Here is a 19,962-nt window from a genome sequence, read left to right on the forward strand (position 1 = left end):
CCAGCCAGGTTCTACTGAAAGCCAACGATGAATTTCGCCGCCACCGCCGCCCTCTCGCTTGCCATGTCCACCGACGCCTTCGCGGCCGCCGTGGGCAAGGGCGCCGCCCTGCACAAGCCGCAATGGCGCGAGGCGCTGCGCACGGGCCTGATCTTTGGCGTCATCGAAGCCATCACCCCCATCATCGGCTGGGCCCTGGGCAGCGTGGCCGCACCTTACGTGGAAGCGTGGGACCACTGGATCGCCTTCAGCCTGCTGGGCATCATCGGCTTGCTGATGATACGCAACGCGCTGTCCGATGCCGACGAGGAAGAGGCGCCGGCCCAGTCGCACTCGTTCTGGGTGCTGGCCGTGACGGGCCTGGCCACCAGCATCGACGCCATGGTGGTGGGCGCTGGCCTGGCCTTGCTGGGCGCAAATATTGTCGTGACTGCCGCCGCCATCGGTTTTTCCACCTTCGTCATGGTGACCCTGGGCGTGATGCTGGGCCGCGTGCTGGGCACGGTGGCGGGCCGGCGCGCCGAACTGGTGGGCGGCCTGGTGCTGATCGTCATCGGCTGCGTGATCCTGTACGAGCATATCGGCCATCCGGCCTGATGACGGGCCGGGCAACGGGCGCGCACGCCACAGGCAGCAGCGTGGCTGGCGACGCGCTTTGTGCTACATTCAAGGCTCTGCATTCCTGTCTCGCAAGGTGACCATCATGGAAACTCTTGAGCTGCTTTTTGCCTCGCTGGTGCGCGAAACGGCTGAATCGATACGCGACCACCACATCCCATTTGCCATCAAACACGACGAGCGCGCCTATTTCGAGTGGATGGATGAGCATCCGATCAATGGCTATATCCAGGAAGCGTATCGGGAGATCGAGGAAACCGCCCAGCAGATCCGAGCCATTCGCGCGGGGTGATGACGGCTGCCGCAAGCTACTGCGCGGGGGGCTTTGCGGCTGGCGATGCTCACCGCACCAAAGTGCGGTTGCGCTTCTCAGCCACACATCCCCTCCGCTCGCTACGCTTGCGGCGGCCGTCGAGACGTTAGTTGAACCGTTGCTTGAATTGGCGGTCTTGAGCCAAATCAAACACTCAGCTGTTCAATACGCATAAAAAGGTCCGGGCCACGACAATCAGGTCTGGAGGCGGGAGACATGGATCAGGGACAAAAACACCAGATCAGGGGCTATGAATTTCATGTGACGGGGGCGCTGGAGAAGGATGGGCGCTACCGGGGCATGATTTTGATCAGCAAGCGCGGCGATACGCAGCAGGTGTACGCCAAGCCGGTGCTGGTTGAAACGCCCAGCAGTTTCAAGTCCGTGCATGCGGCCTTGATCGAGGCCTCGGCGTATGCCCAGGAACTCATCTATAACGGTGCCATCAAGGCGCTGCTGCCGGCTGATGCGCCGCTCGCGGGAAAGCAGGCACCGCAGCCGCCGGATTTCGTCGGCAACTGACGCCGGCATGCCCATCCGGACGCCTTGGCGGCGCGTATAATGACGCGCTTTCCCGGATGAAAACACAGAACAATGGAATATGTGAACTTGCCGCTGGTCTTCCTCGTCGGCTGCGCGCTGATCGCCTTGCTGGCCAAGAAGAATGGCTATTCGTGGTACCTGTTTTTCTTTGCCATTGCCGTGCCCGTCCCACTGTTGCTGCTGGCCTTGCCACATGTGCTGGGTGTGGAGACCGCTTCACTGACCTCCGTACGGCTGGGCGCTACCCTGCTCTTCCCCCTGGCCGGCCTGCTGCTGGCCCTGCGGGGCAAGCGCTAAGGCCGTTTCAACGTGCCGACACGCCATCGGCCAGGCGCCAGCCGATGGACAGCGCCAGTTGCTGCGCCTCTTTTTCATTGCTGCAATCGTCGTAGTCGCAAGTGTCCGCATACGCGCCGCAGGCCTGGTTCTGGCTCACATACGAGCCGACCCAGCGGCCATCGCGGCGCTGGCTGGCCGTGGCGCTGATGATAAAGCCTTTATGGATGGTGGGATTTTCAAAAGACATATTTCCTCCGGTGCAAGAAGCGTCAGGAAGCTGACTGGTCCCTACTGTGCGCCACGCGCCGCTGGCAGTCTGTACGTTTGATCACACACAGGAAGCGCGCACGCGCCTGCCCGCGCAGCGCCCGGCGATCGGGTATGATTTCGCCATGTGTGGACGATTCGATCAAAATGACACGGCGCGCGTGCTGGCGTCGTCCTTCGGCTGGACCGACGCCGTATTCGACAGCGAAGCCGAGCCGCACCTGAACGTGTCGCCCGGCACGTACCGGCCCGTGCTGCACATCCAGGATGGCGTGCACAGGGTCGACGATGTCTTCTGGGGCTACCGGCCCGCCTGGGCAGCCGCGGCCACACCCGCTCCCGGCAAGAAAAAAATCCCCATCGCCATCAATGCCCGCCTGGAAAAACTCGCCGGCGCCTACTGGAAACCCTTGCTGCGCGCGGGGCGCGGCATCGTTTGCGTACATGGCTGGTATGAATGGACGGGAGAGAAAGGCAGCAAGCAACCGTGGCACATCCACCGCAAGGACCGCGCGCCCCTGTTCCTGCTGGCGCTGGCCCAGTTCGGGCCATACAAGGTCAATCGCGAGGAAGCGGGCTTCGTGCTGGTGACGGCCGACAGCCTGGGCGGCATGGTCGATATCCACGACCGCCGCCCCGTGGCCGTCAGCCAGGAAGACGCGCACCGCTGGCTCGATCCCGCCCTGACACCCGAGCAAGCCCTGCACCTGGCGCGCACCTGCATGCTGGACGTGGAACTATTCGAGTGGCATGCCGTCGACAATCCGCTGGTGCCGTCGGCCAAACCCAAACCGCCACCACCGGCCGCAGCGCAAAGCGCGTTCGACTGGGGCGACTAACTCAGGCGGGCAATCGCGCCAGACGGCGCCACAGCGCTTCCATCGGCCCCTGGCGGAAATGCCGCAGCCAGTAGCGGCTGAGCAGCACCTGCCCCGCCATGATCAGCACGGCCAGGCCCAGCATCTCGGCCGGACGCAAGCGGGCGCCCCAGCCCAGGCCCGGCCCCTGCAGCAACCAGGTGCCGATCAAGGATTGCAGCAGATAATTGCTCAGCGCCATGCGTCCCACGGGCGCCAGCCATGCGCCGAGCCAGCGGAGCATGAAGGGGCCGGCCAGCATCAGCGCGGCCACGTAGCCGGCCGCCAGCACGGGGCCGCCGGCGAACAGGCCCACTTCGAACAGGGCCGTATCGAACACGGTTTGATACGGATCGACTACCTGCCAGGCGACGGCCCCGGCCGCCAGCAGGTTGAACGGCAAGCCCAGGCCCAGTCCCACGGCGCGCACCCGGCGCCACAGCCGCTGGTGGCGCTGCGGCTGCGTCAGCCAGCCACAACGCACGGACAAGATGCCCAGCAGGAACAGCACGATGATATGCGGCAGCATGACGGTGGCGTACAGCAAGGAGACGAGGAAATCGTTGGCGCGCAGCCTGGCCACGGCCCATACGCTGCCTTGCGTGTAGGTGGCGTAACGCTGCGCAAAGCCTTGCAGGTCGCGCGCGATGTCCGGCGCGCCGCCCTGCTGGCCCACGGGAATCAACAGGCACATGAACAGCAGAAAACCGGCGGCCACCAGCCAGGCGCGGTTGCGTATGCGGCTGAGCCTGGCGGATGCCAGCGGCAGGATCAGCATGCCGGCCACGGCATACGAGGTCAGCACGTCGCCGCTCCAGATGAGGAAACCGTGCAGCAGACCAACCACGAGCAGCCAGCGCAGCCGGCGCCGATAGGCAGCTTGCGCCTGCTCCCAGCTGCCCAGCTGACGCTGCAGGGAGCGTGTCTGCAGGGCAAAACCGGCGCCAAACAGAAACGCGAAGATGGGATAGAACTTGAATTGCGCCAGCGCCGCAATCCCGAAAATGACGAGCTGGTCGAGCACAGGCGGCTGCGCCGGCAAGGTGCCGTAGCGCAAGGAAATCGTGCCCCAGGCAAAGCCCCAGATATTCACCAGCAGGATGCCAAACACGGCAAGACCGCGCAGCACGTCGAGCTGCAGCAACCTGCCGGGCTTGGCGCTAATGGAGTTCAGGGAGTTCAGGGGCGCGCCAGGGTCGGGTAATCGGTCACCTGCAAGCTGAAGCCGGACGCATCCGACTGCAGGCGCGCGTGGCCGCCGAACGGCAAGGTGACGCGGCGGCGGATATGGCCAAATTCCAGCCCCGTCAGCACGGGCACGGGCAGGCGCTGGCGCACATAGGCCAGCATGGCGTCGAAATCATAACCGTTATCCATGGGGCTCAATTTATAGGCGGAAAAATCACCGAGCACCACGGCTTGCTGGCGTCCGATGACGCCCGCGTGCAGCAATTGCAGCAGCATGCGCTCGACCCGGTAAGGGTGTTCGTTGACGTCTTCCAGGAACAAAATGCCGCCATCGATTTCCGGGAAGTACGGCGTACCGAGCAGATGCACGAGCATCGCCAGGTTGCCGCCCCATAATTTGCCGCTGACTTCGACCTGCGGATTGCCCGCCGCCGTGCCCGTGACCGTGTGCGTGGGACCTGCCAGGCACGACCACAGTTGATCCAGTGTAAATTGCTCGGGTTCGTCGCGCGTAAAATCGTCGCAGAGCATGGGGCCGGCAAAGCTGGCGCGGCCCGTTTTCGCCATCAAGCCCATGTGGAAGGCCGTGAAGTCGCTATAGCCGACAAACAGCTTGCCACTGTCCGCCATGCGGTCGAAATCGATGTCGGGCAGGATGCGGCTGATGCCGTAGCTGCCGCGCAAGGCGAGCACCACCTGCACGTCCGGGTCGGCAGCGGCCGCGTTCAGCTGTGCCAGGCGGCCCGCATCCGTGCCGCCGAAGCGCTGGAATATGTGCTCGTGGTCGTAGTAATTGTGGACGGTGGCGCCTTGCGCCTGCAAGCGGGCGATGCCGCGCTCCAAAGCCGCCGCGTCGGGCGCATAACCGCCCGGTGCGACGATGGCGATGCCAATCTCAGGTGTCTTCAAAATGCCCGTGCCTTCAAAAGTTGTGGGCGCGCCGAGTTACTTTTAAGCTGGCTGGGAGCGCATCTGGGGCGCCATCTTACCTTGCAGATGCACATCGATCAAGGCGAGCAGGCGCTCGATCAGCTGGGGCGGCATGTCGTGTCCCATGCCTTCGATCACCTCGAGCCGGGCGCCCGGAATCAGCGCCGCCGTATCGATGCCGCAGGCGACGGGAATCAAGGGGTCGGCCGCGCCATGGATCACCAGCGCCGGACAACTAATGCTCGGCAACAAGGCCGTGCGTTCGCCCGAGGCGGCGATGGCCACCATCTGCCGCGCCACGCCTTCCGGGCAACTGCCGCGCTGCAACGCCGCTTCGATGCGCTGGTACAGCAATTTTTCCGAGACCGGGTAGGCGGGACTGCCGATGACGCGCACGGTGGCTGCCATGTGCGCCATCAGTTCGGCGCGGCTGGCATTGCGTTTCGGACGTTGCAATAGCGCATTGCGCGCCGCCCGCGTGGGGCCGGGCAAGCCGCGCCGGCCGCTGCTCGACATGATGGAGGTCAGGCTGAGCACCTGCTGCGGCGCGCGCGCCGCCATCACTTGCGCGATCATGCCGCCCATCGACACGCCGATCACATGCGCCTGCGCAATGCGCAAGGCCGCCAGCAAGCCCAGCGCGTCGTCCGCCATGTCATTGAGGGTATAGGAAGTTTTGAGGGGCCAGCCGAGCAGGTTTTTCACGTAGGCCAGCGGCAGATACGGTTTGCCCGCCAGCGCCATCTTGCTCGACAGTCCGCTGTCGCGGTTGTCGAAACGCAGCACCCGAAAGCCTTGCTCGACGATGCCTTCGACGAAGTCCGCCGGCCAGGCGATCAGTTGCATGCCCAGGCCCATGACCAGCAGCACGCACGGATCGTCGGGGTCGCCGTGGCTTTCATAGGCTATGTTGAGGCCGTTCGCCATGATGGTTGCCATGATTGCCTCTCTTCCAGGAACCAGCACGCAGACACGATCGCTGCGGCCTTGCAATCAGCATACCACTATTGTGCTTCAGACATGAGACCGGCACGCGGCACCCACACTGAAGTGTTGCCGCGCCGGTACGGCGCGCGGCAACTGTGTTGAACAACGGTGCTGCTTACTTTGCCTTAGGCAAGGAATCGGCCAGGTCAACCCAGCTTTGCGGCTGCGGTTTGCCGCGCTCGCGCACGCCGAAGAAGGAGACCACTTGCGTGCCGTCGTTGTCGAAGAATTCGACGGAAGTGACGCCGCCGCGCTTGACGACCCAGCCGCTGCGCAGGGCCGTGTCGCGGATGTGCAGGTTGAAATCCGGGTCCAGCACATTGAAGAAGCCGCCGGCGGCCATGGTTTTTTCGATCTTGCCGCTGTAGATCTGCGTCAAGCCTTCATTGCCCAGGAACACCATGATGGCGACCTTGTCCTTCGCCGCGTTTTCCAGCAGGGTGCGCAGCGCTTGCGGCGTCACGCGCTCGACCACGCCGGCCGGCGCCAGGCGCAGCGCCTGTTCGCGCGTCAGGTGGAATTCACGCATGATTTGCGCGAACTGGTGCACGTCCGTCATGTCTTTCCAGGCCAGCTGGAATTCCTTGACGTCGATCTCGGCATCCGGCTTTTCCGCCGCTTTCGGCGCCACGGCCAGCACGTTCAGCTCCGCGCTTTGCTGGGGCAGGCGGAAGGTCGCCACCAATTTATCGTAGACGGCCACGCCCGGCTCGTTGCGCAGGTAGATCTTGTGCACGGCCGTGCCGTTGGCGTCAAAGAATTGCAGGCTGCGCGTCGGCTTGCCATCGCGGCCCGCTTGTTCCACGGCAAATGCGTATTTCCAGTTTTCAAAGTGGAAACGCAGGTCGATCTGGCCGCCCAGGTAGCCGCCGGCGATATTGCGCTGGCGCGCTTCCGTTTCCGGGTCCTTGGCGTCGGCCTGCTCGGACTTGTCGCCCGCCTGCTTGAATTTGCTGGCGACGCCCGTCGTTTCGATGACGCCGTTTTCATTGCGCGTGATCGCTTGCACCAGCCCCAAGTCCAGCGCGGCGCGCATGATTTCGCGCGGCTGGTTGCCGTCGGCCTGCAGGCGCGTGACGCCCTTGCCGATGTTGGTTGCCAGCAATTGCGCTTCGGATACACCCAGCGCGCGCGCCGCGTCGCGGATCTGCAGCTTCGGCTGCTCCGTGCGCAAGGTGGACCAGCGTTCCGCCAAGGTGGCTGGGGCCGCATATGCGTTTGCAATCAGCAGGCTGCCTAGCAGGGATAGAACGAGTTTGGATAACTTCATAGAGAGACCATTCAATCAAACATGGAAAAAAAGAGGGGCAAGCACCCCTCCCCGGTAAAAATTTAGAAGTTCACGCTGAGGCTGGCGGCGACGTTGCGGCCCGGCTTGGTGTAGCGCTCGATCTCGGCGCGGCTGGCAACCGTGGTGCCGGCGGCCAGGCTGCGCGCGGCGGCGTAATCCCAGTACTTGCGATCCGTCAAGTTGTACACGCCGACGATGATCTTGGCGTTCTTGTGCACGTTCCAGTAGGTCGACAGGTCGAAGATGGTGTACGACGGCACCTTGAAGCGCGGCGCGGTCCCGCCCGTCAGCAAATCGTTCGGCGCCTGTTTCTCGCCGGCATGCAGCGCCGTCAGTTCCAGGCCGAACAACTTGTTCGTATGGTCATAGCCGAAGGTCAGCGCCGTCTTGGCCGGCGCCACCGAGGCCAGGCCGCCGCTCTCGCCCGTCAGGGTATTGAAGGAGCGGCCCTTAGCCACGCCCGTGGCCAGGTCGACGCGGTAGCCCTGCATGGCTGGCAACCAGGTGCCCAGCTCCGCGTGCAGGCTCAGCTCGGCACCCCAGGTGCGCGCATTGCCAATGTTTTCCGGACGGAACAGGCCTTGGGTGAGGGTCGGGTAATTCACCGGATCCAGCTCTTGCGCCACGTACTCGATCATGTTCTTGTACTCCGTCTGGTAGACGGACGCCTGCATGCTCAAGCCCCTGGTCACGTCGCCTTTCAGGCCCAGTTCATACGCCTTGCTGGTTTCCTTGCCCAGATTCGGATTACCCAGCACGGCATAGCCATTCCCCGTGCCCGTATAGCTGATGGAATCATAGGTACCCGTGCGTTCGATCGCCGTCGGCAGGCGCGTGCCGCGCGTGAACGTGGCGTAGGCTTGCATTTGCGGCAGCACTTCCACGGACAGGCTCAGGCTCGGCGTGAAGTAGGTGTCGCTTTCCTTGCGCACTTCCTTGGCCGCATTCGGCACGCCGATCAGGTAGTTCTGCAGGTTTTTCGGCTCCAGCTTGCGGTAGTCGGCACGCAGGCCCGGCGTCAGCACGGCTTTCTTGCCGCCCAGGTCGAAACTGAGGTCATCGCGCACGTACAGGGCCAGCTTGGTGACATCCATGTCGGCCATGCGGTTCTTGCGCGTGATCTGGTGCTCGCCCGTGGCGATGAGGGTGCGGTCTTCCATCCAGGGCCGGCGCGATTTGGCCTGTTCCAGCTGCACGCCGTACAGCAGCGCGTTGTCCGCGTTGAGCTGCTTGAACGCTTCCGAGCTCAAGCCGATGCTGTCATTCTTGAAGCTGGTGTCGATGGCGCGCAGGGAGTTGCCGCGGTAGACATAGCGCCCCTTGCTCTTGTCCTCGATCTTCGCGTTCTGCAGGTAGACTTTCGAGGTCAGGCGGTCGAACAGGGAGAAATCCTTCAGCACCACCTCGTGGCCCAGGCTGACGCGGGTGCGCTTGGTGGTGGAATCCTGCTGCACGCCGTCCGGGTACATGGCGCTGACTTTATTGTTGAGGTCGCGCTTGTTCTTGCGTTCGAACATGTCGACCGTCAAGTCCAGCTTTTGTTCGCCCGGCAAGGTCCACACCAGCTTCGACAGCAAGGCGTTCGAATGCCAGTCATCCGGGTTGACGGCGGCGCTACCGCGGCTGTCCAGCTGCTCGCCGTCGCGGTGCACGTACACGGCCAGGCCTTGCAGACTGGTGCCGATCTTGGCCGCACCCGTCAGGGTGTGCGCATTGCTGCGGTCGGCGGTCGCGCGGCCGTATTTATAGGCCACGTAATGATCCACCCCGTCGCCCAGGTAATCTTCGGGCGACTTGGTGATGAAAGCCACGCCACCACCCAGGCCGGGATTGGCGCCGCTGACGGCCGTCGTGCCCGAATCGATGCGCACTTCGCGGAAAGTTTCTGGATCAAAATAATCGCGGCCCATGCCGAAGGCGTTCATGTTAGTGCTGTCCGGCTTCGGTGCGGCATCCGGCAGGGAAATGCCATCGAGTTCCAGGCTGACCCGGTTGCCTTCCAGGCCCCGGATGTTGTAACCGGTATTGCCCGCGCCATCCCAGATGCCGCCACCGCCCGAGGCCGCCATTGGCGTGCTGATCAACGGCTGATAGCGCACGATACCGGCCATGTCCGTCACGTTGCGGCGCTCCAGGTAGTCGCTGCGGATCACCGTCTTGGTGCCGGCGCGGCGCTCGTAATCCTGCTTGGCATTGACGACGATTTCCGGGAAGACAGGCAGCTTGGCCGGTTCCTGGGCGGCCGTGCCCGCGTTGATGGCGGCCGTTTGCGCCATGGCAGGCAGCAGCGGCGCGGCGAACAGGCCCAGCAAGGCGGCACGCAGCACCAGGTTATGGCGGCGGGCAGGCAGTTGGGCGGCAGGAACAACGGGGGCAGCGAGGCGCTGCGTAGGCACAGTAGTCATGATGATCCGGTCTAAGAGTAAAGGCTGGCTCTTGAACCCGGATCGATAACGAAAGTGTTAACGATACATAAGGAAAGTTTGCTGGCGAAAACAATACTGTAACACGAATCATTCTCATTTGAGAATGGCAAAGTGGTCTATACAGATGTTATTTCGCAACAGTTATAAAAAATGCCAGCCGCAATGGCTGGCATGGCTGGCAAGACCTGGCTAGCAGGCCGGCGGATTGGCCAGCTTGCGCGCTTCCGCCTGCGCGCGGCGGCGCTCGGCAAAAAAACGCTTGAGGAAAGCGCCGCACTCGTCCGCCAGCACACCGCCCTGTATCGCCGTCTGGTGATTCAGGGCCGGCTGCTCGAACAGGTTCAGCACGGAACCGCAGGCGCCCGTCTTCGGGTCGCCCGCGCCGTACACCACGCGCGCCAGGCGCGCATGCAGCATGGCGCCCGAACACATCACGCACGGCTCCAGGGTCACGTACAGCTCGCAGCCGGGCAAGCGGTAGTTGCCCAGCTTTTCAGCGGCCGCGCGCAGCGCCATCACTTCCGCGTGCGCCGTGGGGTCGTGGCGGCCGATGGGCTGGTTGTAGCCGACGGCGATGACTTCGCCATCCTTGACGACGACGGCGCCGACGGGCACTTCACCCAGGTCCCATGCGTGCTGGGCCTGCTCCAGGGCCAGCTGCATGTAGCGCGCGTCCTGCGCGCCAGCGTGCGTTTCAGTCATCGGTCACTTCTGCCCAGCAATTCGGCGTTTCATGCAGCACCAGCTTATGCAGGTGCAAGCCCGTGCCGAAGTGGTCGGTAAATGCCGCTTTCAGGATCTCGAAGGCGATGCGCGCCAGGTTTTCCACGGTCGGGATGCGGTCGATGACGACGGTCTTATGGTCGGGCAGGCTGGCCAGGAAGTCGCGCACGGCCGTGTCTTTTTCGTAGACGAGGAAGGCGTGGTCCCAGACGTCGACCAGGTGCTGCTTGGCCAGGGTTTTCACGTCGGAAAAGTCCATGATCATGCCATTATCGGAATTGCCTTCCGCTTCGATGACCTTGCCGACCAGGGTGATTTCCACTGTGTAGCGGTGGCCGTGCAGGTTGCGGCACTGGCTTTTGTGGTCGGGAATGCGGTGGCCCGCGTCGAATTCGAGCTTGCGTGTGATAGTCAGCATATTATTGTATTGATACTAGTATTTAAGGAATTTGCAGGAGTTTGTGGGTTTGCAGGCTCAGCTTCCACTTCGGGTTGCTTTTGCACGTTTCGATGGCCAGCTTCATGTTGTGCGCGGCCAAAGGACCATCCATCGCCTGCACGAAGAAGTTCTCGAAGTCCAGTTGTTCGTAGGCGGCCAGGTCTTGCTGGAACTGGGGAATGACCACCTTGATTTCGTTACCCTTGTGCACGACCAGTGTCGAACCCATCTTCGGGCTGACGCAGATCCAGTCCACGCCTGGCGGCACGGGCAAGGTGCCGTTGGTTTCGATGGCGATGGTAAAGCCCACCGCGTGCATGGCGGCGATCAGGGCCGTGTCGAGTTGCAGCAGCGGTTCGCCGCCCGTAAACACCACGTATTTGCTCGGCGCGTAGCTGGCCGGCCACAGGCTGTCGATCAGCGCGGCCAGTTCCTGCGGCGTCTTGAACTTGCCGCCCAGTTCGCCGTCGGTACCGACAAAATCCGTGTCGCAGAACTGGCACACGGCCGTGGCGCGGTCGCTTTCGCGGCCCGTCCACAGGTTGCAGCCGGAAAAGCGGCAAAACACGGCCGGACGGCCCGCGTGCGCGCCTTCGCCCTGCAGGGTGTAAAAAATCTCTTTGATGCTATAAGTCACTGTATTTCCTAAGAGCTGGCTGGCGTCATCGCGCAGGGCGAACGCATCGAGGCCGGCGCAGCGCGCCGTCACCGCAAAAGCCGATTGACAACCCTCTATTATATGCCGCCACGACACTTCCCGTGCAAATGCCGTGCCCGCCACCTGCCGCCGCGGCATCCAGCGGACCAGAAAGCCACATTGGCGGGCATAACTGCGTAGCTTTTGCGTTTAGACAATATAAATAGCCCCAAGTTAATATATTTTCTGTAATAACATTGCCTGATGGAAAACATTTTTGGGGAGCATGGAGATGCTGCAACGCTGGATACGTCCGCCGTACCGCCTGAGCATTCTGGTCTGCCTGGCGGCCATCGCAGTCGCTTCCCTGCACGCCGGCCATGCCGCCGGGCCGCGCCCGCTGGATGGCAGGCCCGGCCCTTTGATGCTGGCCTGCGCCATCCTGCTCGCTGCGCTGGCGCTGCTGCTGTGGCGCCAGCGTCGCCTGGCGCTGCGCCTGCAGGCGCTGGAACAGTTGCGTGCGGACGCCGAACAGGCGCGCCTGGCCGCTGAGCAAAACAAGGCGCGCGCACAGGAACGCCTGCGCATCGGGCGCGACATCCACGACGACCTGGGCCAGCATCTGCTGACCCTGAAATTCGACCTGGCCATGCTGCAGACCAGCACGCATGACGCGGCGCCCTTGCTGGCGCGGCAACTGGCCGTGATGGCGCGCAATGTCGACCTCAGCATCGCGGCGCTGCGCTGCGTCATCCACGACCTGCGCCCGCCCGCCCTCGACGCAGGCCTGCAGGCGGCGTGCGACGGCTTGCTGGCGGACTTCAAGCGCACCACAGGTATCGATTGCAACTGCGATTACCAACTCGACGCCGCCGCCGGCAACGCGCATGGCCCCCTGCTGTACCACGCGCTGCAGGAAGCGCTGGCGAACATCGCCCGCCATGCGCGCGCCACGCATGTCCAGCTGAGCCTGCAACAAACGGGCGCCACCCTGGCATGCCGCATCAGCGACGACGGCGTCGGGCTGTCGGGTTCTCCACCGCGCCTCGGTTGCGGCCTGTCCGGCATGCATGAGCGCGTGGCCGCCGCCGGCGGCAGCCTGCACATCGAAAGCCTCAGCGGCGCCGGCACCACCTTGCGCGTGTCGCTGCCTTTGCCTGGCTGCCACGACGAAGCGATGGCGCATCGCTGAAAATATTGCTCAATATCAACATCTCCCGTCTCGCTGCGCTGCATCATGGCCAGCGAGCCAGCCCCATTCACCCCAAGAAGGATGTTTACATGCCGGATAGCCATGCACAGGCCAGCGCTGCACCCTGCGATGCAGCCCAGGGTTTCGCCGTCAAGATGATGGAATTGCTGGTGGTGCCCACCTTTGTCCTCGACGTGCATGGCCAGGTGATGATCTGGAACCGCGCCTGCGAGCAGCTGACGGGCGTGCCCGCGGCCGAAGTGCTGCGCACGCGCGAGCCGGGCCGCTGCTTCTACAACGACGAACGCCCCACCCTGGCCGACCTGCTGCTGGCCGGGCGCGGCGGCGACATGCGCGCGCTGCATGCACAGCAGCAATACCGCAGCAGCACGGGCAGCAATCTGTGCGCGGAAAACTGGTGCGACATGCCGCGCACGGGACGGCGGCGCTACCTGGCCGTCGATGCCAGCCCCATCTATGGCAATCACGGCGAACTGATAGCGGTCGTCGAAACCCTGCGCGACATGACGGATGAAAAGCGCGCGCACGTCGAACTGGAGCGCCTGGCCACGCGCGACGGCCTGACGGGCCTGGCCAACCGGCGCTGCTTCGACGACACCATCCTGGCCGAATGGCAGCGCGCCCAGCGGCAGGGCCAGCCCCTGTCGCTGCTGATGGTCGATGTCGATAATTTCAAGGAATATAACGATAACCACGGCCACCAGGGCGGCGACCTGTGCCTGCGCAAGGTGGCCGGCGCCGTGGCCAGCGAAATGCGCACGAACGACCTGGTGGCCCGCTACGGCGGTGAAGAATTTGCCGTCATCCTGCCGAACCAGTCGCTCAAGGGCGCGGCCATCGTGGCCGAACGCATCCGCCAGCGCGTGGAGCGGCTGCAACTTCCGCGCAAGCGCGCCGATGGCGCCAGTGCCAGTGCCTGCGTCACCGTCAGCATCGGCGCCGCCACTGCCCTGCCCGGCCCCGGCACGGAACTGGGGCAGCTGATCCACACGGCCGACTGCGCCCTGTACCGCGCCAAGCACCTGGGCCGCAACCGCATCAGCCTGCCGGAAACGACGCTGACGTAAGCAACAAATTCGCGTCCAAGTAACACGACCAAATTTGGTGTATATTTGGTCGTATCGCAGTTTATCTCATTCGGAGCCGCCATGAACCTCAAGGAACGCATCAAGCCGATCTCCTATCTCAAGGCAAATACGACGGAAATCGTCAACGGCTTTGACGCTGGCCAGGATGAGCCCATCATCATCACGCAAAATGGCGAGGCGAAGATGGTCGTGCTGTCCATGCACGCCTACCAGGAAGGCAAGCGGCAAGCGCGGCAGATGCAGGAACAGCATGCGTTCATGAAATTGATCGCCATGGGTAACCAGGAAATCGCGCGCGGCGACGTGGTGTCCGAAGAAGACTTCCTGTCCAGCCTTGACCAGGCTTGAGATGGCGCGCATCGTCGTGCTGAACAGCGCGCAAGCCGATTTCAATGAGCTGCGCAGCGACTTCAAGGCGCGCCATACGACCGCCGCCCAGGCGCAGTTCAGCGCCGCTTTCCGGCAATTATTCGCTGATCTGAAAGCCTTTCCCGACAGTGGCACGCCCGTCGAGGCCGCCCGCGAAGTCGGCATGGATGTGCGGCAACGCCTGTGCGAGGAGATCCGCGTGATCTACCACCATGACCGCGCGCACGGCATCGTGTATATCCGCATGTTCCTGCCCACCCGGCGCGATTTTCTCAGCCATCTCACGACACGCATCCTGCGGCCCGACTTTTAGCCCCTATGCAGGGCGGCGTGAATATTCTATGCTGCGGCGTTGCACTTTCCACATTCCAAGAAAAGAAGGAGCCCCCGTGTCAAGAATCATGCCTGCTTTATTACCTGCTTTCGCCCTGGCCCTGTCGGCCATGGCCGCGTCGAACCTGGGCGCCGCGCCCGTCAAACCGGCCGCCGCCCACAGCGCCACCGCCAGCAAAGCCGATTTGCTGCCGTTCAAGGCGACGGAAAAGACCCTGGCCAATGGATTAAAGATCATCATCGTGCCGACCGGTTTCCCCAACCTGGTCTCGCTGCAGATTCCCGTGCAGACGGGTTCGCGCAATGAAGTCGAGCCGGGCAAGTCCGGCTTTGCCCACTTCTTCGAGCACATGATGTTCCGCGGCACCAAGGCCTATCCGCCCGAAAAATACCAGGAAGTCATCACCCGCGCCGGCGCGCGCCAGAACGCGTACACGAGCGACGACCTGACGAATTACCACACGACGTTTGCCAAGCAAGACCTGGAAACCGTGCTGAAGGTGGAGGCGGACCGCTTCCAGCACCTCGACTATGCGGAAGACGCGTTCAAGACGGAATCGCGGGCCGTGCTGGGCGAATACAACAAGAACAGCGCCAATCCCGTCTCGAAACTGTTCGAAGTGATGCGCGACAGCGCCTACACGACGCATACCTACAAGCACACGACGATGGGTTTTATCCAGGACATCGAAGACATGCCGAACCAGTACGCGTACTCGAAGATCTTCTTCGACCGCTGGTACCGTCCCGAGCGCACCACCATCATCATCGCCGGCGACGTGGAGCCGCAGCAAGCCATCGCGCTGGTGGAAAAATACTGGAGCACCTGGCAGCGTGGCAAGCAGCAGACGGCCGTGCCCGTGGAACCCGCGCCACGCGGCCCCGTCTACAAACACGTGGCCTGGCCCACGCCGACCCTGCCGTGGGTGGCCGTGGGCTTCCACGCGCCCGCGTTTTCCGTGAAGGACAAGGACCAGGCCGCGCTGGCAACCTTGCTGTCGCTGTCGTTCGGCCGCACCTCGCCGCTGTATAAACGCCTGGTGCAAAACGAGCAGAAGGTCGACCAATTGTTCGACATGACGCCGGACCGGGTCGACCCGACCCTGGCCGTGCTGGGCGCGCGCGTGAAAAACATCGACGACGCCGTCTATGTGCGCGACGCCATCCTGAAAACCGTGGCCCAGTTGCGCGATACGCCAGTGAGCGAAAAAGACCTGGCGGACGCCAAGTCGGCCGAAAAATACGGTTTGATACGCTCGCTCGACAACACGGAGCAAATCGCCGGCACCCTGGCGTCGTTCGTGCATTTCGACCGCTCGTACGCCACCATCAACCAGTACTACCGCCTGATCGATACGCTCACGCCAGCCGACCTGCAGGCGGCCGCGCGCAAATACCTGACGGATGAGGGCCTGGTGGTGACGACCCTGTCGCACCAGCCGATGGCGGCCGCCATCGCCACCACGCCTAAACTGGCCAGCCTGCTGCCGGCCGTCTCGACCGCAAAGTTCGACGTGCTCGTACAAAAATCCGCGCTGCCGCAGATCCGCTACAAGCTGCTGTTTACGGCCGGTTCCGCGCAAGATCCGCAAGGCAAGGAAGGCCTGGCCGCGCTGACGGCCGCCATGGTGGCGTCCGGTGGTTCGTCCGAACGCAAGATAGACGAGGTCAACCAGGCCCTGTTCCCGCTGGCCGGCAGTTTCAGCCAGCAGACGGACAAGGAAATGACGACGTTTACGGGCTCCATCCACCGGGATAACTGGACGCAGTTCAACGCCATCGCCCTGCCGCTGCTGCTCTCGCCGGGTTTCCGCGAAGACGACTTCCGCCGCCTGAAGGATGCGCAAAAGAATGCATTGCTGCTGGACCTGAAGGACAATAACGAAGAAGAATTCGCCAAGGAACGCCTGCAAACGAATGTGTACGCGGGCACGCCGTACGGCCACCCTGTGCTGGGCACGCTTGCCGGCATCGACGCCATCACCCTGGACGACGTGAAACAGTTCTGGAAGAGCGCATATGCGCAAGGCGCCGTCAAGGTGGGCATTTCCGGCGACGTCTCCGACGCCATGACGGCGTCGCTGACGCAGGCGCTGGCAAGCTTGCCGGCCGGCTCCGGCTTGCCGGCCACGGTGAAACCCGCGGGCCGCAAGGCAAACGGCCTGGAAGTGGAAATCATCGAGAAAAACACGCGCGCCACGGCGATTTCCTTCGGCCTGCCGCTCGACGTGACGCGCACGCACCCGGACTTCCCGGCCCTGTGGCTGGCGAAAACGTGGCTGGGCGAGCACCGCGCCTCGAATTCCTATCTGTACCAGCGCATCCGTGAGCTGCGCGGCATGAACTATGGCGATTATGCATACATCGAAGCCTTCCCGCGCGGCATGTATCAGTTCTTCCCGAACCCGAACCTGGGCCGCAAGGCGCAGCTGTTCGAAATCTGGATCCGCCCCGTGGCGCCGGACAACGCCCACTTCGCGCTGCGCGTGGCCCTGACGGAACTGGGCAAACTCATCGACAACGGCTTGACGCAGGATGACTTCGCCACCACGCGCGACTACCTGATGAAGAACGTCTTCGTCATGACGTCGACGCAGGACCAGCAACTCGGTTATGCGCTCGATTCGCAATGGTATGGCACGCCGGAATTTACCAAGCTGATGCGTGACGGCTTGTCGAAGCTGACGGTACAAGACGTCAACCGCGCCATCAAGCAACATCTGTCGGCGAAAAACCTGTCCGTGGTGATCGTTGCCAAGGATGGGGCCGGCTTGAAGGAAAAGCTCGTCAGTGACGCGTTTTCTCCCATCAAGTACGACGGCAACAAGCCGCAGGCCCTGCTCGATGAAGACAAGGTCATCGGCGCGATGAAGCTGAACATCCAGCCGTCAGCCGTCACCGTGACACCGGCGGCGCAGGCCTTCGCCAAGTAAGTTTGTGCCAGATCAACCTCGTCCGACGCAGCTTGCCGGATGAGGTTGATCTATTCTTCGGCCCGGCCAAACCCGCCTTCAGTCTGCCAATCCCGGCCTTGGTCGGAAAGTAGCATCTTGGCAATCTGCTTATCCGCATACTGTTTTTCGACTCTTCCCGAGCGAAAACCACGACAAGGATATCCATGCACCTGTTCCCTCCCCGCCTTTACGCCACCTGCGTCCTCGCTGTTGCCGCCCTGCCGGGCACCCTGTACGCGCAAACGCCGGCCCTCGCCGGACAGTGGCAATTCCAGACGGCGACGGGCACGACCACGACAAATGGCGTCGAGGCCGACCTGATCGACACGGGCATACTCGACATTAGCGAAGAGCCAGGCGGCTTGCGCGCGACGATCGCGTGGCTCGACGAACGGGGCCAGCTCACGCCGCCGCGCACGGTGCATGGCACGGCCGGCCCCGCCGGCACCATCTTCCGGCACAGCGGCAAGCGCGTCAGCACTGGGCGCAACGGCAAGGAGGTCAGCACCGAGGTGACGATACGCTGGACCTTGCAAGCCAAGGGCGACGTGCTGAGCGGCGAACGCCTGGTCGAAACCGATGAGAACGAACCCAAGCCCGTGAGCGGCACGCGGCTGCAGGAACGCTATGTGCCGCCGGCGCTGCTGGCCGCGCCGCCCGTGGCCAATGGCGGCGCGCGCGGTCCTTCCACGCCGGCCGAGCGCGCGCGCGTGCTGCGGATGGCAACAGAGGCGCAGCGCGATCCCCTGGCCGTGCAGCGGCGCGACGGCGCCTGGCTAACAGAATGGATCGAGGCAATTCCCGACTTCACGCTACCGGCCAGCGCGCTGGAAAGCTGGCTCTCCATCGCCAGCCAGGCGACTATCCGCGAGGCGCTGGTGTTTCAATACCTGGCCAGCGTGATGGCTTTCCAGATCGAACATCCGGACCAGGCCGGGCAGCAAGGCGCCAGCGACCTGGCGGGCATGCAGGGCGTGCTGGGCGCCTATGAAACACTGCTGCGCCAGGATAAGCGGCACCGTTCCGCCAAGCTGGATGCGGCGCTGGCGGCGCGCCAGCACGACAGGCTGCCCGCCTTCCTGACCGCGCTGTCCGGCAGGGATGCCGTCATCCAGCCTGCATCGTCGCCATCGGGCGACGCCACGGCGCGCCGGATTGTGGCGCTGGGCACCAGCGAGCCGCGCGCGATGGAGTGGCTCGACATCCTCAGCAACCGCTTTGGCGGCCGCATGGCCGGCAGCGATGCCTACACGCATGCGGCGCAATGGGCGCGCATGCAACTGCGGCAATGGGGCGTGCAAGCCGAGCTGGAAGAAGCGGGCCAGATGCCCGTCGGCTTCAACCGCGGCCCCTGGTCGGGCACGATGCTGGCGCCCCAGGTGCAGCCCCTGCGCCTGGCGACACCCGCCTACACGGCCGGCACGGGTGGCGTGCAGCAGGGACTGGCCATCGTGGGTCCGTCTACCGTGGAAGAAGCGCGGCAACGCGCCGCGCAATTCAAGGGAAAATGGGTGCTGACGGGCGGCGAAAACGGTGGCGGCGGGCGCGATGGCAGCACCATCCACAAGCCCAGGGCCATCACGCAAGTGCTGATGGCTGCTGGCGCCCTCGGCACCATCCAGTCCGGCGAAGAACCGCTGTATGCCGCCAGCGCCGCGCCCGCCACCTGGGCGGCCCTGCCGACTTTGCCCGACATCAAGCTGGCCGCGCCACAGTACACGGACATGCGCCAGCGCCTGGCGCGCGGCGAAACCGTCACGCTGGAATTTGACATCCGCAACTGGTTCTATCCTGGCCCGGTGACGTATCACAACGTCGTCGCCCGCATTCCCGGCACGGACAAGCCCGAGGAAATCGTGCTGATCGGCGCCCACCTCGACAGCTACGATGGCGGCACGGGCGCGGCCGACAATGGCGGCGGCGTGTCCACCATGCTCGAAGCGATGCGCCTGCTGGCGTTATCGGAAGCGAAGCCGCGCCGCACCATCATGTTTGTCGCCTTCGGCGCGGAGGAAATCGGCCGCAAGGGATCGTTCGCGTTCGCCGAGCGGCATGCGGGTGAATTGAAGAATATCGTCATGATGCTCAACCGCGACGGCCGGCCCGGCGCCATCGACGGCATCGCGATTCCCACGGTCTGGCAACCCGTGTTTGGCCGGGTCGAACGGGCGCTGCAAGACATCCACCCCGTGTTCGGCTTCGCCGCCAGCATCAATGACGTGCCGCGCGATGCCAGCAAGGCAATGAACGCGCGGGCCGGCAGCGATGACGCCGTCTTCAGCCTGCATGGCGTGCCGACGCCGAAATTTACCGTGCTCGGCGATTTCGACTATGCGCGCGTGCATCACACGCTGCTCGACACGTATGACAAGGTGCTGCCCTTCAGCGCGGCGCAGCAATACTCGGCCATCGCCATCGCCTTGAGCGCGTATGCAGTGGCGAACGCGCCGGAAGAGATCAGCAGGAAAGGCTATTATCGCGCCGCCAAAGCGGCACAGTAGACCTTC

The 19,962-nt window shown here is 63.7% G+C and carries 20 protein-coding genes; 11 read left to right on the top strand and 9 right to left on the bottom strand.

Going from position 1 to position 19,962, the window contains the following annotated elements; translation table 11 throughout:
* The first annotated feature begins 27 nt into the window (after positions 1-27).
* The 4 genes from mntP to KO539_RS11825 all read left to right on the top strand — a co-directional run bounded on the left by mntP (position 28) and on the right by KO539_RS11825 (position 1,771).
* The gene (gene mntP, locus KO539_RS11810; RefSeq protein ID WP_070218395.1) at positions 28-597 is read left to right on the top strand and encodes a manganese efflux pump MntP; all 570 of its coding nucleotides are present in this window, start codon (positions 28-30) and stop codon (positions 595-597) included.
* A gap of 106 nt (positions 598-703) precedes the next feature.
* Entirely contained in the window at positions 704-910 is a 207-nt protein-coding gene (locus KO539_RS11815; RefSeq protein ID WP_219309447.1) for a hypothetical protein, read from the top strand.
* A gap of 237 nt (positions 911-1,147) precedes the next feature.
* Positions 1,148-1,453 carry a hypothetical protein gene (locus KO539_RS11820; RefSeq protein ID WP_219309449.1) on the top strand — a complete coding sequence of 102 codons (306 nt, stop codon included), beginning with the start codon at positions 1,148-1,150 and terminating at the stop codon, positions 1,451-1,453.
* A gap of 72 nt (positions 1,454-1,525) precedes the next feature.
* Positions 1,526-1,771 (top strand): hypothetical protein, encoded by a 246-nt coding sequence (locus KO539_RS11825; protein WP_035819175.1) that lies wholly within the window; start codon positions 1,526-1,528, stop codon positions 1,769-1,771.
* Between the two features lie 7 nt (positions 1,772-1,778).
* On the opposite strand, the gene KO539_RS11830 is transcribed toward KO539_RS11825, so the two are convergent.
* Positions 1,779-2,000, bottom strand: a complete 222-nt coding sequence (locus KO539_RS11830; protein ID WP_035819178.1) for a hypothetical protein — start codon at positions 1,998-2,000, stop codon at positions 1,779-1,781.
* Between the two features lie 145 nt (positions 2,001-2,145).
* Here KO539_RS11830 and KO539_RS11835 point away from each other — a divergent pair, with 145 nt between their 5' ends.
* The gene (locus KO539_RS11835) at positions 2,146-2,859 is read left to right on the top strand and encodes an SOS response-associated peptidase (protein WP_219309451.1); all 714 of its coding nucleotides are present in this window, start codon (positions 2,146-2,148) and stop codon (positions 2,857-2,859) included.
* A 1-nt stretch (position 2,860) separates the two neighbouring features.
* Here the strand turns inward: KO539_RS11835 and KO539_RS11840 are convergent, their stop codons facing one another.
* The 8 genes from KO539_RS11840 to queE form a co-directional block, all read right to left on the bottom strand.
* Complete coding sequence (locus KO539_RS11840; RefSeq protein ID WP_374106392.1) at positions 2,861-4,006, bottom strand: DUF418 domain-containing protein; 1,146 nt, start codon at positions 4,004-4,006, stop codon at positions 2,861-2,863.
* 50 nt (positions 4,007-4,056) lie between these two features.
* The gene (gene ldcA / locus KO539_RS11845) at positions 4,057-4,974 is read right to left on the bottom strand and encodes a muramoyltetrapeptide carboxypeptidase (RefSeq protein ID WP_219309452.1); all 918 of its coding nucleotides are present in this window, start codon (positions 4,972-4,974) and stop codon (positions 4,057-4,059) included.
* A gap of 42 nt (positions 4,975-5,016) precedes the next feature.
* A complete protein-coding gene (locus tag KO539_RS11850; protein ID WP_099402069.1) occupies positions 5,017-5,934 on the bottom strand; it encodes an alpha/beta fold hydrolase in 918 nt (305 codons plus the stop codon).
* A 163-nt stretch (positions 5,935-6,097) separates the two neighbouring features.
* Positions 6,098-7,252 carry a hemin-degrading factor gene (locus tag KO539_RS11855; protein ID WP_219309460.1) on the bottom strand — a complete coding sequence of 385 codons (1,155 nt, stop codon included), beginning with the start codon at positions 7,250-7,252 and terminating at the stop codon, positions 6,098-6,100.
* Between the two features lie 62 nt (positions 7,253-7,314).
* Positions 7,315-9,678, bottom strand: a complete 2,364-nt coding sequence (locus KO539_RS11860) for a TonB-dependent hemoglobin/transferrin/lactoferrin family receptor (protein WP_219309463.1) — start codon at positions 9,676-9,678, stop codon at positions 7,315-7,317.
* 210 nt (positions 9,679-9,888) lie between these two features.
* Complete coding sequence (gene tadA / locus KO539_RS11865; protein WP_035819189.1) at positions 9,889-10,401, bottom strand: tRNA adenosine(34) deaminase TadA; 513 nt, start codon at positions 10,399-10,401, stop codon at positions 9,889-9,891.
* Entirely contained in the window at positions 10,394-10,840 is a 447-nt protein-coding gene (gene queD / locus KO539_RS11870) for a 6-carboxytetrahydropterin synthase QueD (RefSeq protein WP_035819191.1), read from the bottom strand. The genes tadA and queD overlap by 8 nt, the downstream gene beginning before the upstream one ends.
* 22 nt (positions 10,841-10,862) lie before the next feature.
* Positions 10,863-11,498: a 7-carboxy-7-deazaguanine synthase gene (gene queE / locus KO539_RS11875; RefSeq protein ID WP_219309464.1), complete on the bottom strand. Its 636-nt coding sequence runs from the start codon at positions 11,496-11,498 to the stop codon at positions 10,863-10,865.
* A 286-nt stretch (positions 11,499-11,784) separates the two neighbouring features.
* Here queE and KO539_RS11880 point away from each other — a divergent pair, with 286 nt between their 5' ends.
* From KO539_RS11880 to KO539_RS11905, 6 genes are all read left to right on the top strand, one after another.
* Positions 11,785-12,690: a sensor histidine kinase gene (locus KO539_RS11880; RefSeq protein WP_219309466.1), complete on the top strand. Its 906-nt coding sequence runs from the start codon at positions 11,785-11,787 to the stop codon at positions 12,688-12,690.
* Positions 12,691-12,779: 89 nt separating this feature from the next.
* On the top strand, positions 12,780-13,778 hold the full coding sequence (locus tag KO539_RS11885; RefSeq protein WP_051958595.1) for a diguanylate cyclase: 999 nt from the start codon (positions 12,780-12,782) through the stop codon (positions 13,776-13,778).
* Between the two features lie 81 nt (positions 13,779-13,859).
* Positions 13,860-14,147 (top strand): type II toxin-antitoxin system Phd/YefM family antitoxin, encoded by a 288-nt coding sequence (locus tag KO539_RS11890; protein WP_035819195.1) that lies wholly within the window; start codon positions 13,860-13,862, stop codon positions 14,145-14,147.
* The gene (locus KO539_RS11895; RefSeq protein WP_219309468.1) at positions 14,134-14,481 is read left to right on the top strand and encodes a type II toxin-antitoxin system RelE/ParE family toxin; all 348 of its coding nucleotides are present in this window, start codon (positions 14,134-14,136) and stop codon (positions 14,479-14,481) included. The genes KO539_RS11890 and KO539_RS11895 overlap by 14 nt, the downstream gene beginning before the upstream one ends.
* Positions 14,482-14,569: 88 nt before the next feature.
* Positions 14,570-17,434, top strand: a complete 2,865-nt coding sequence (locus KO539_RS11900) for a pitrilysin family protein (RefSeq protein WP_257626241.1) — start codon at positions 14,570-14,572, stop codon at positions 17,432-17,434.
* A 185-nt stretch (positions 17,435-17,619) separates the two neighbouring features.
* On the top strand, positions 17,620-19,956 hold the full coding sequence (locus tag KO539_RS11905) for a M20/M25/M40 family metallo-hydrolase (RefSeq protein WP_219309472.1): 2,337 nt from the start codon (positions 17,620-17,622) through the stop codon (positions 19,954-19,956).
* The last annotated feature ends 6 nt before the right edge of the window (positions 19,957-19,962 follow it).

Origin of the sequence: Janthinobacterium sp. NKUCC06_STL, from assembly GCF_019345455.1 — a bacterium.
Taxonomy (GTDB): Bacteria; Pseudomonadota; Gammaproteobacteria; order Burkholderiales; family Burkholderiaceae_D; genus Janthinobacterium; species Janthinobacterium rivuli.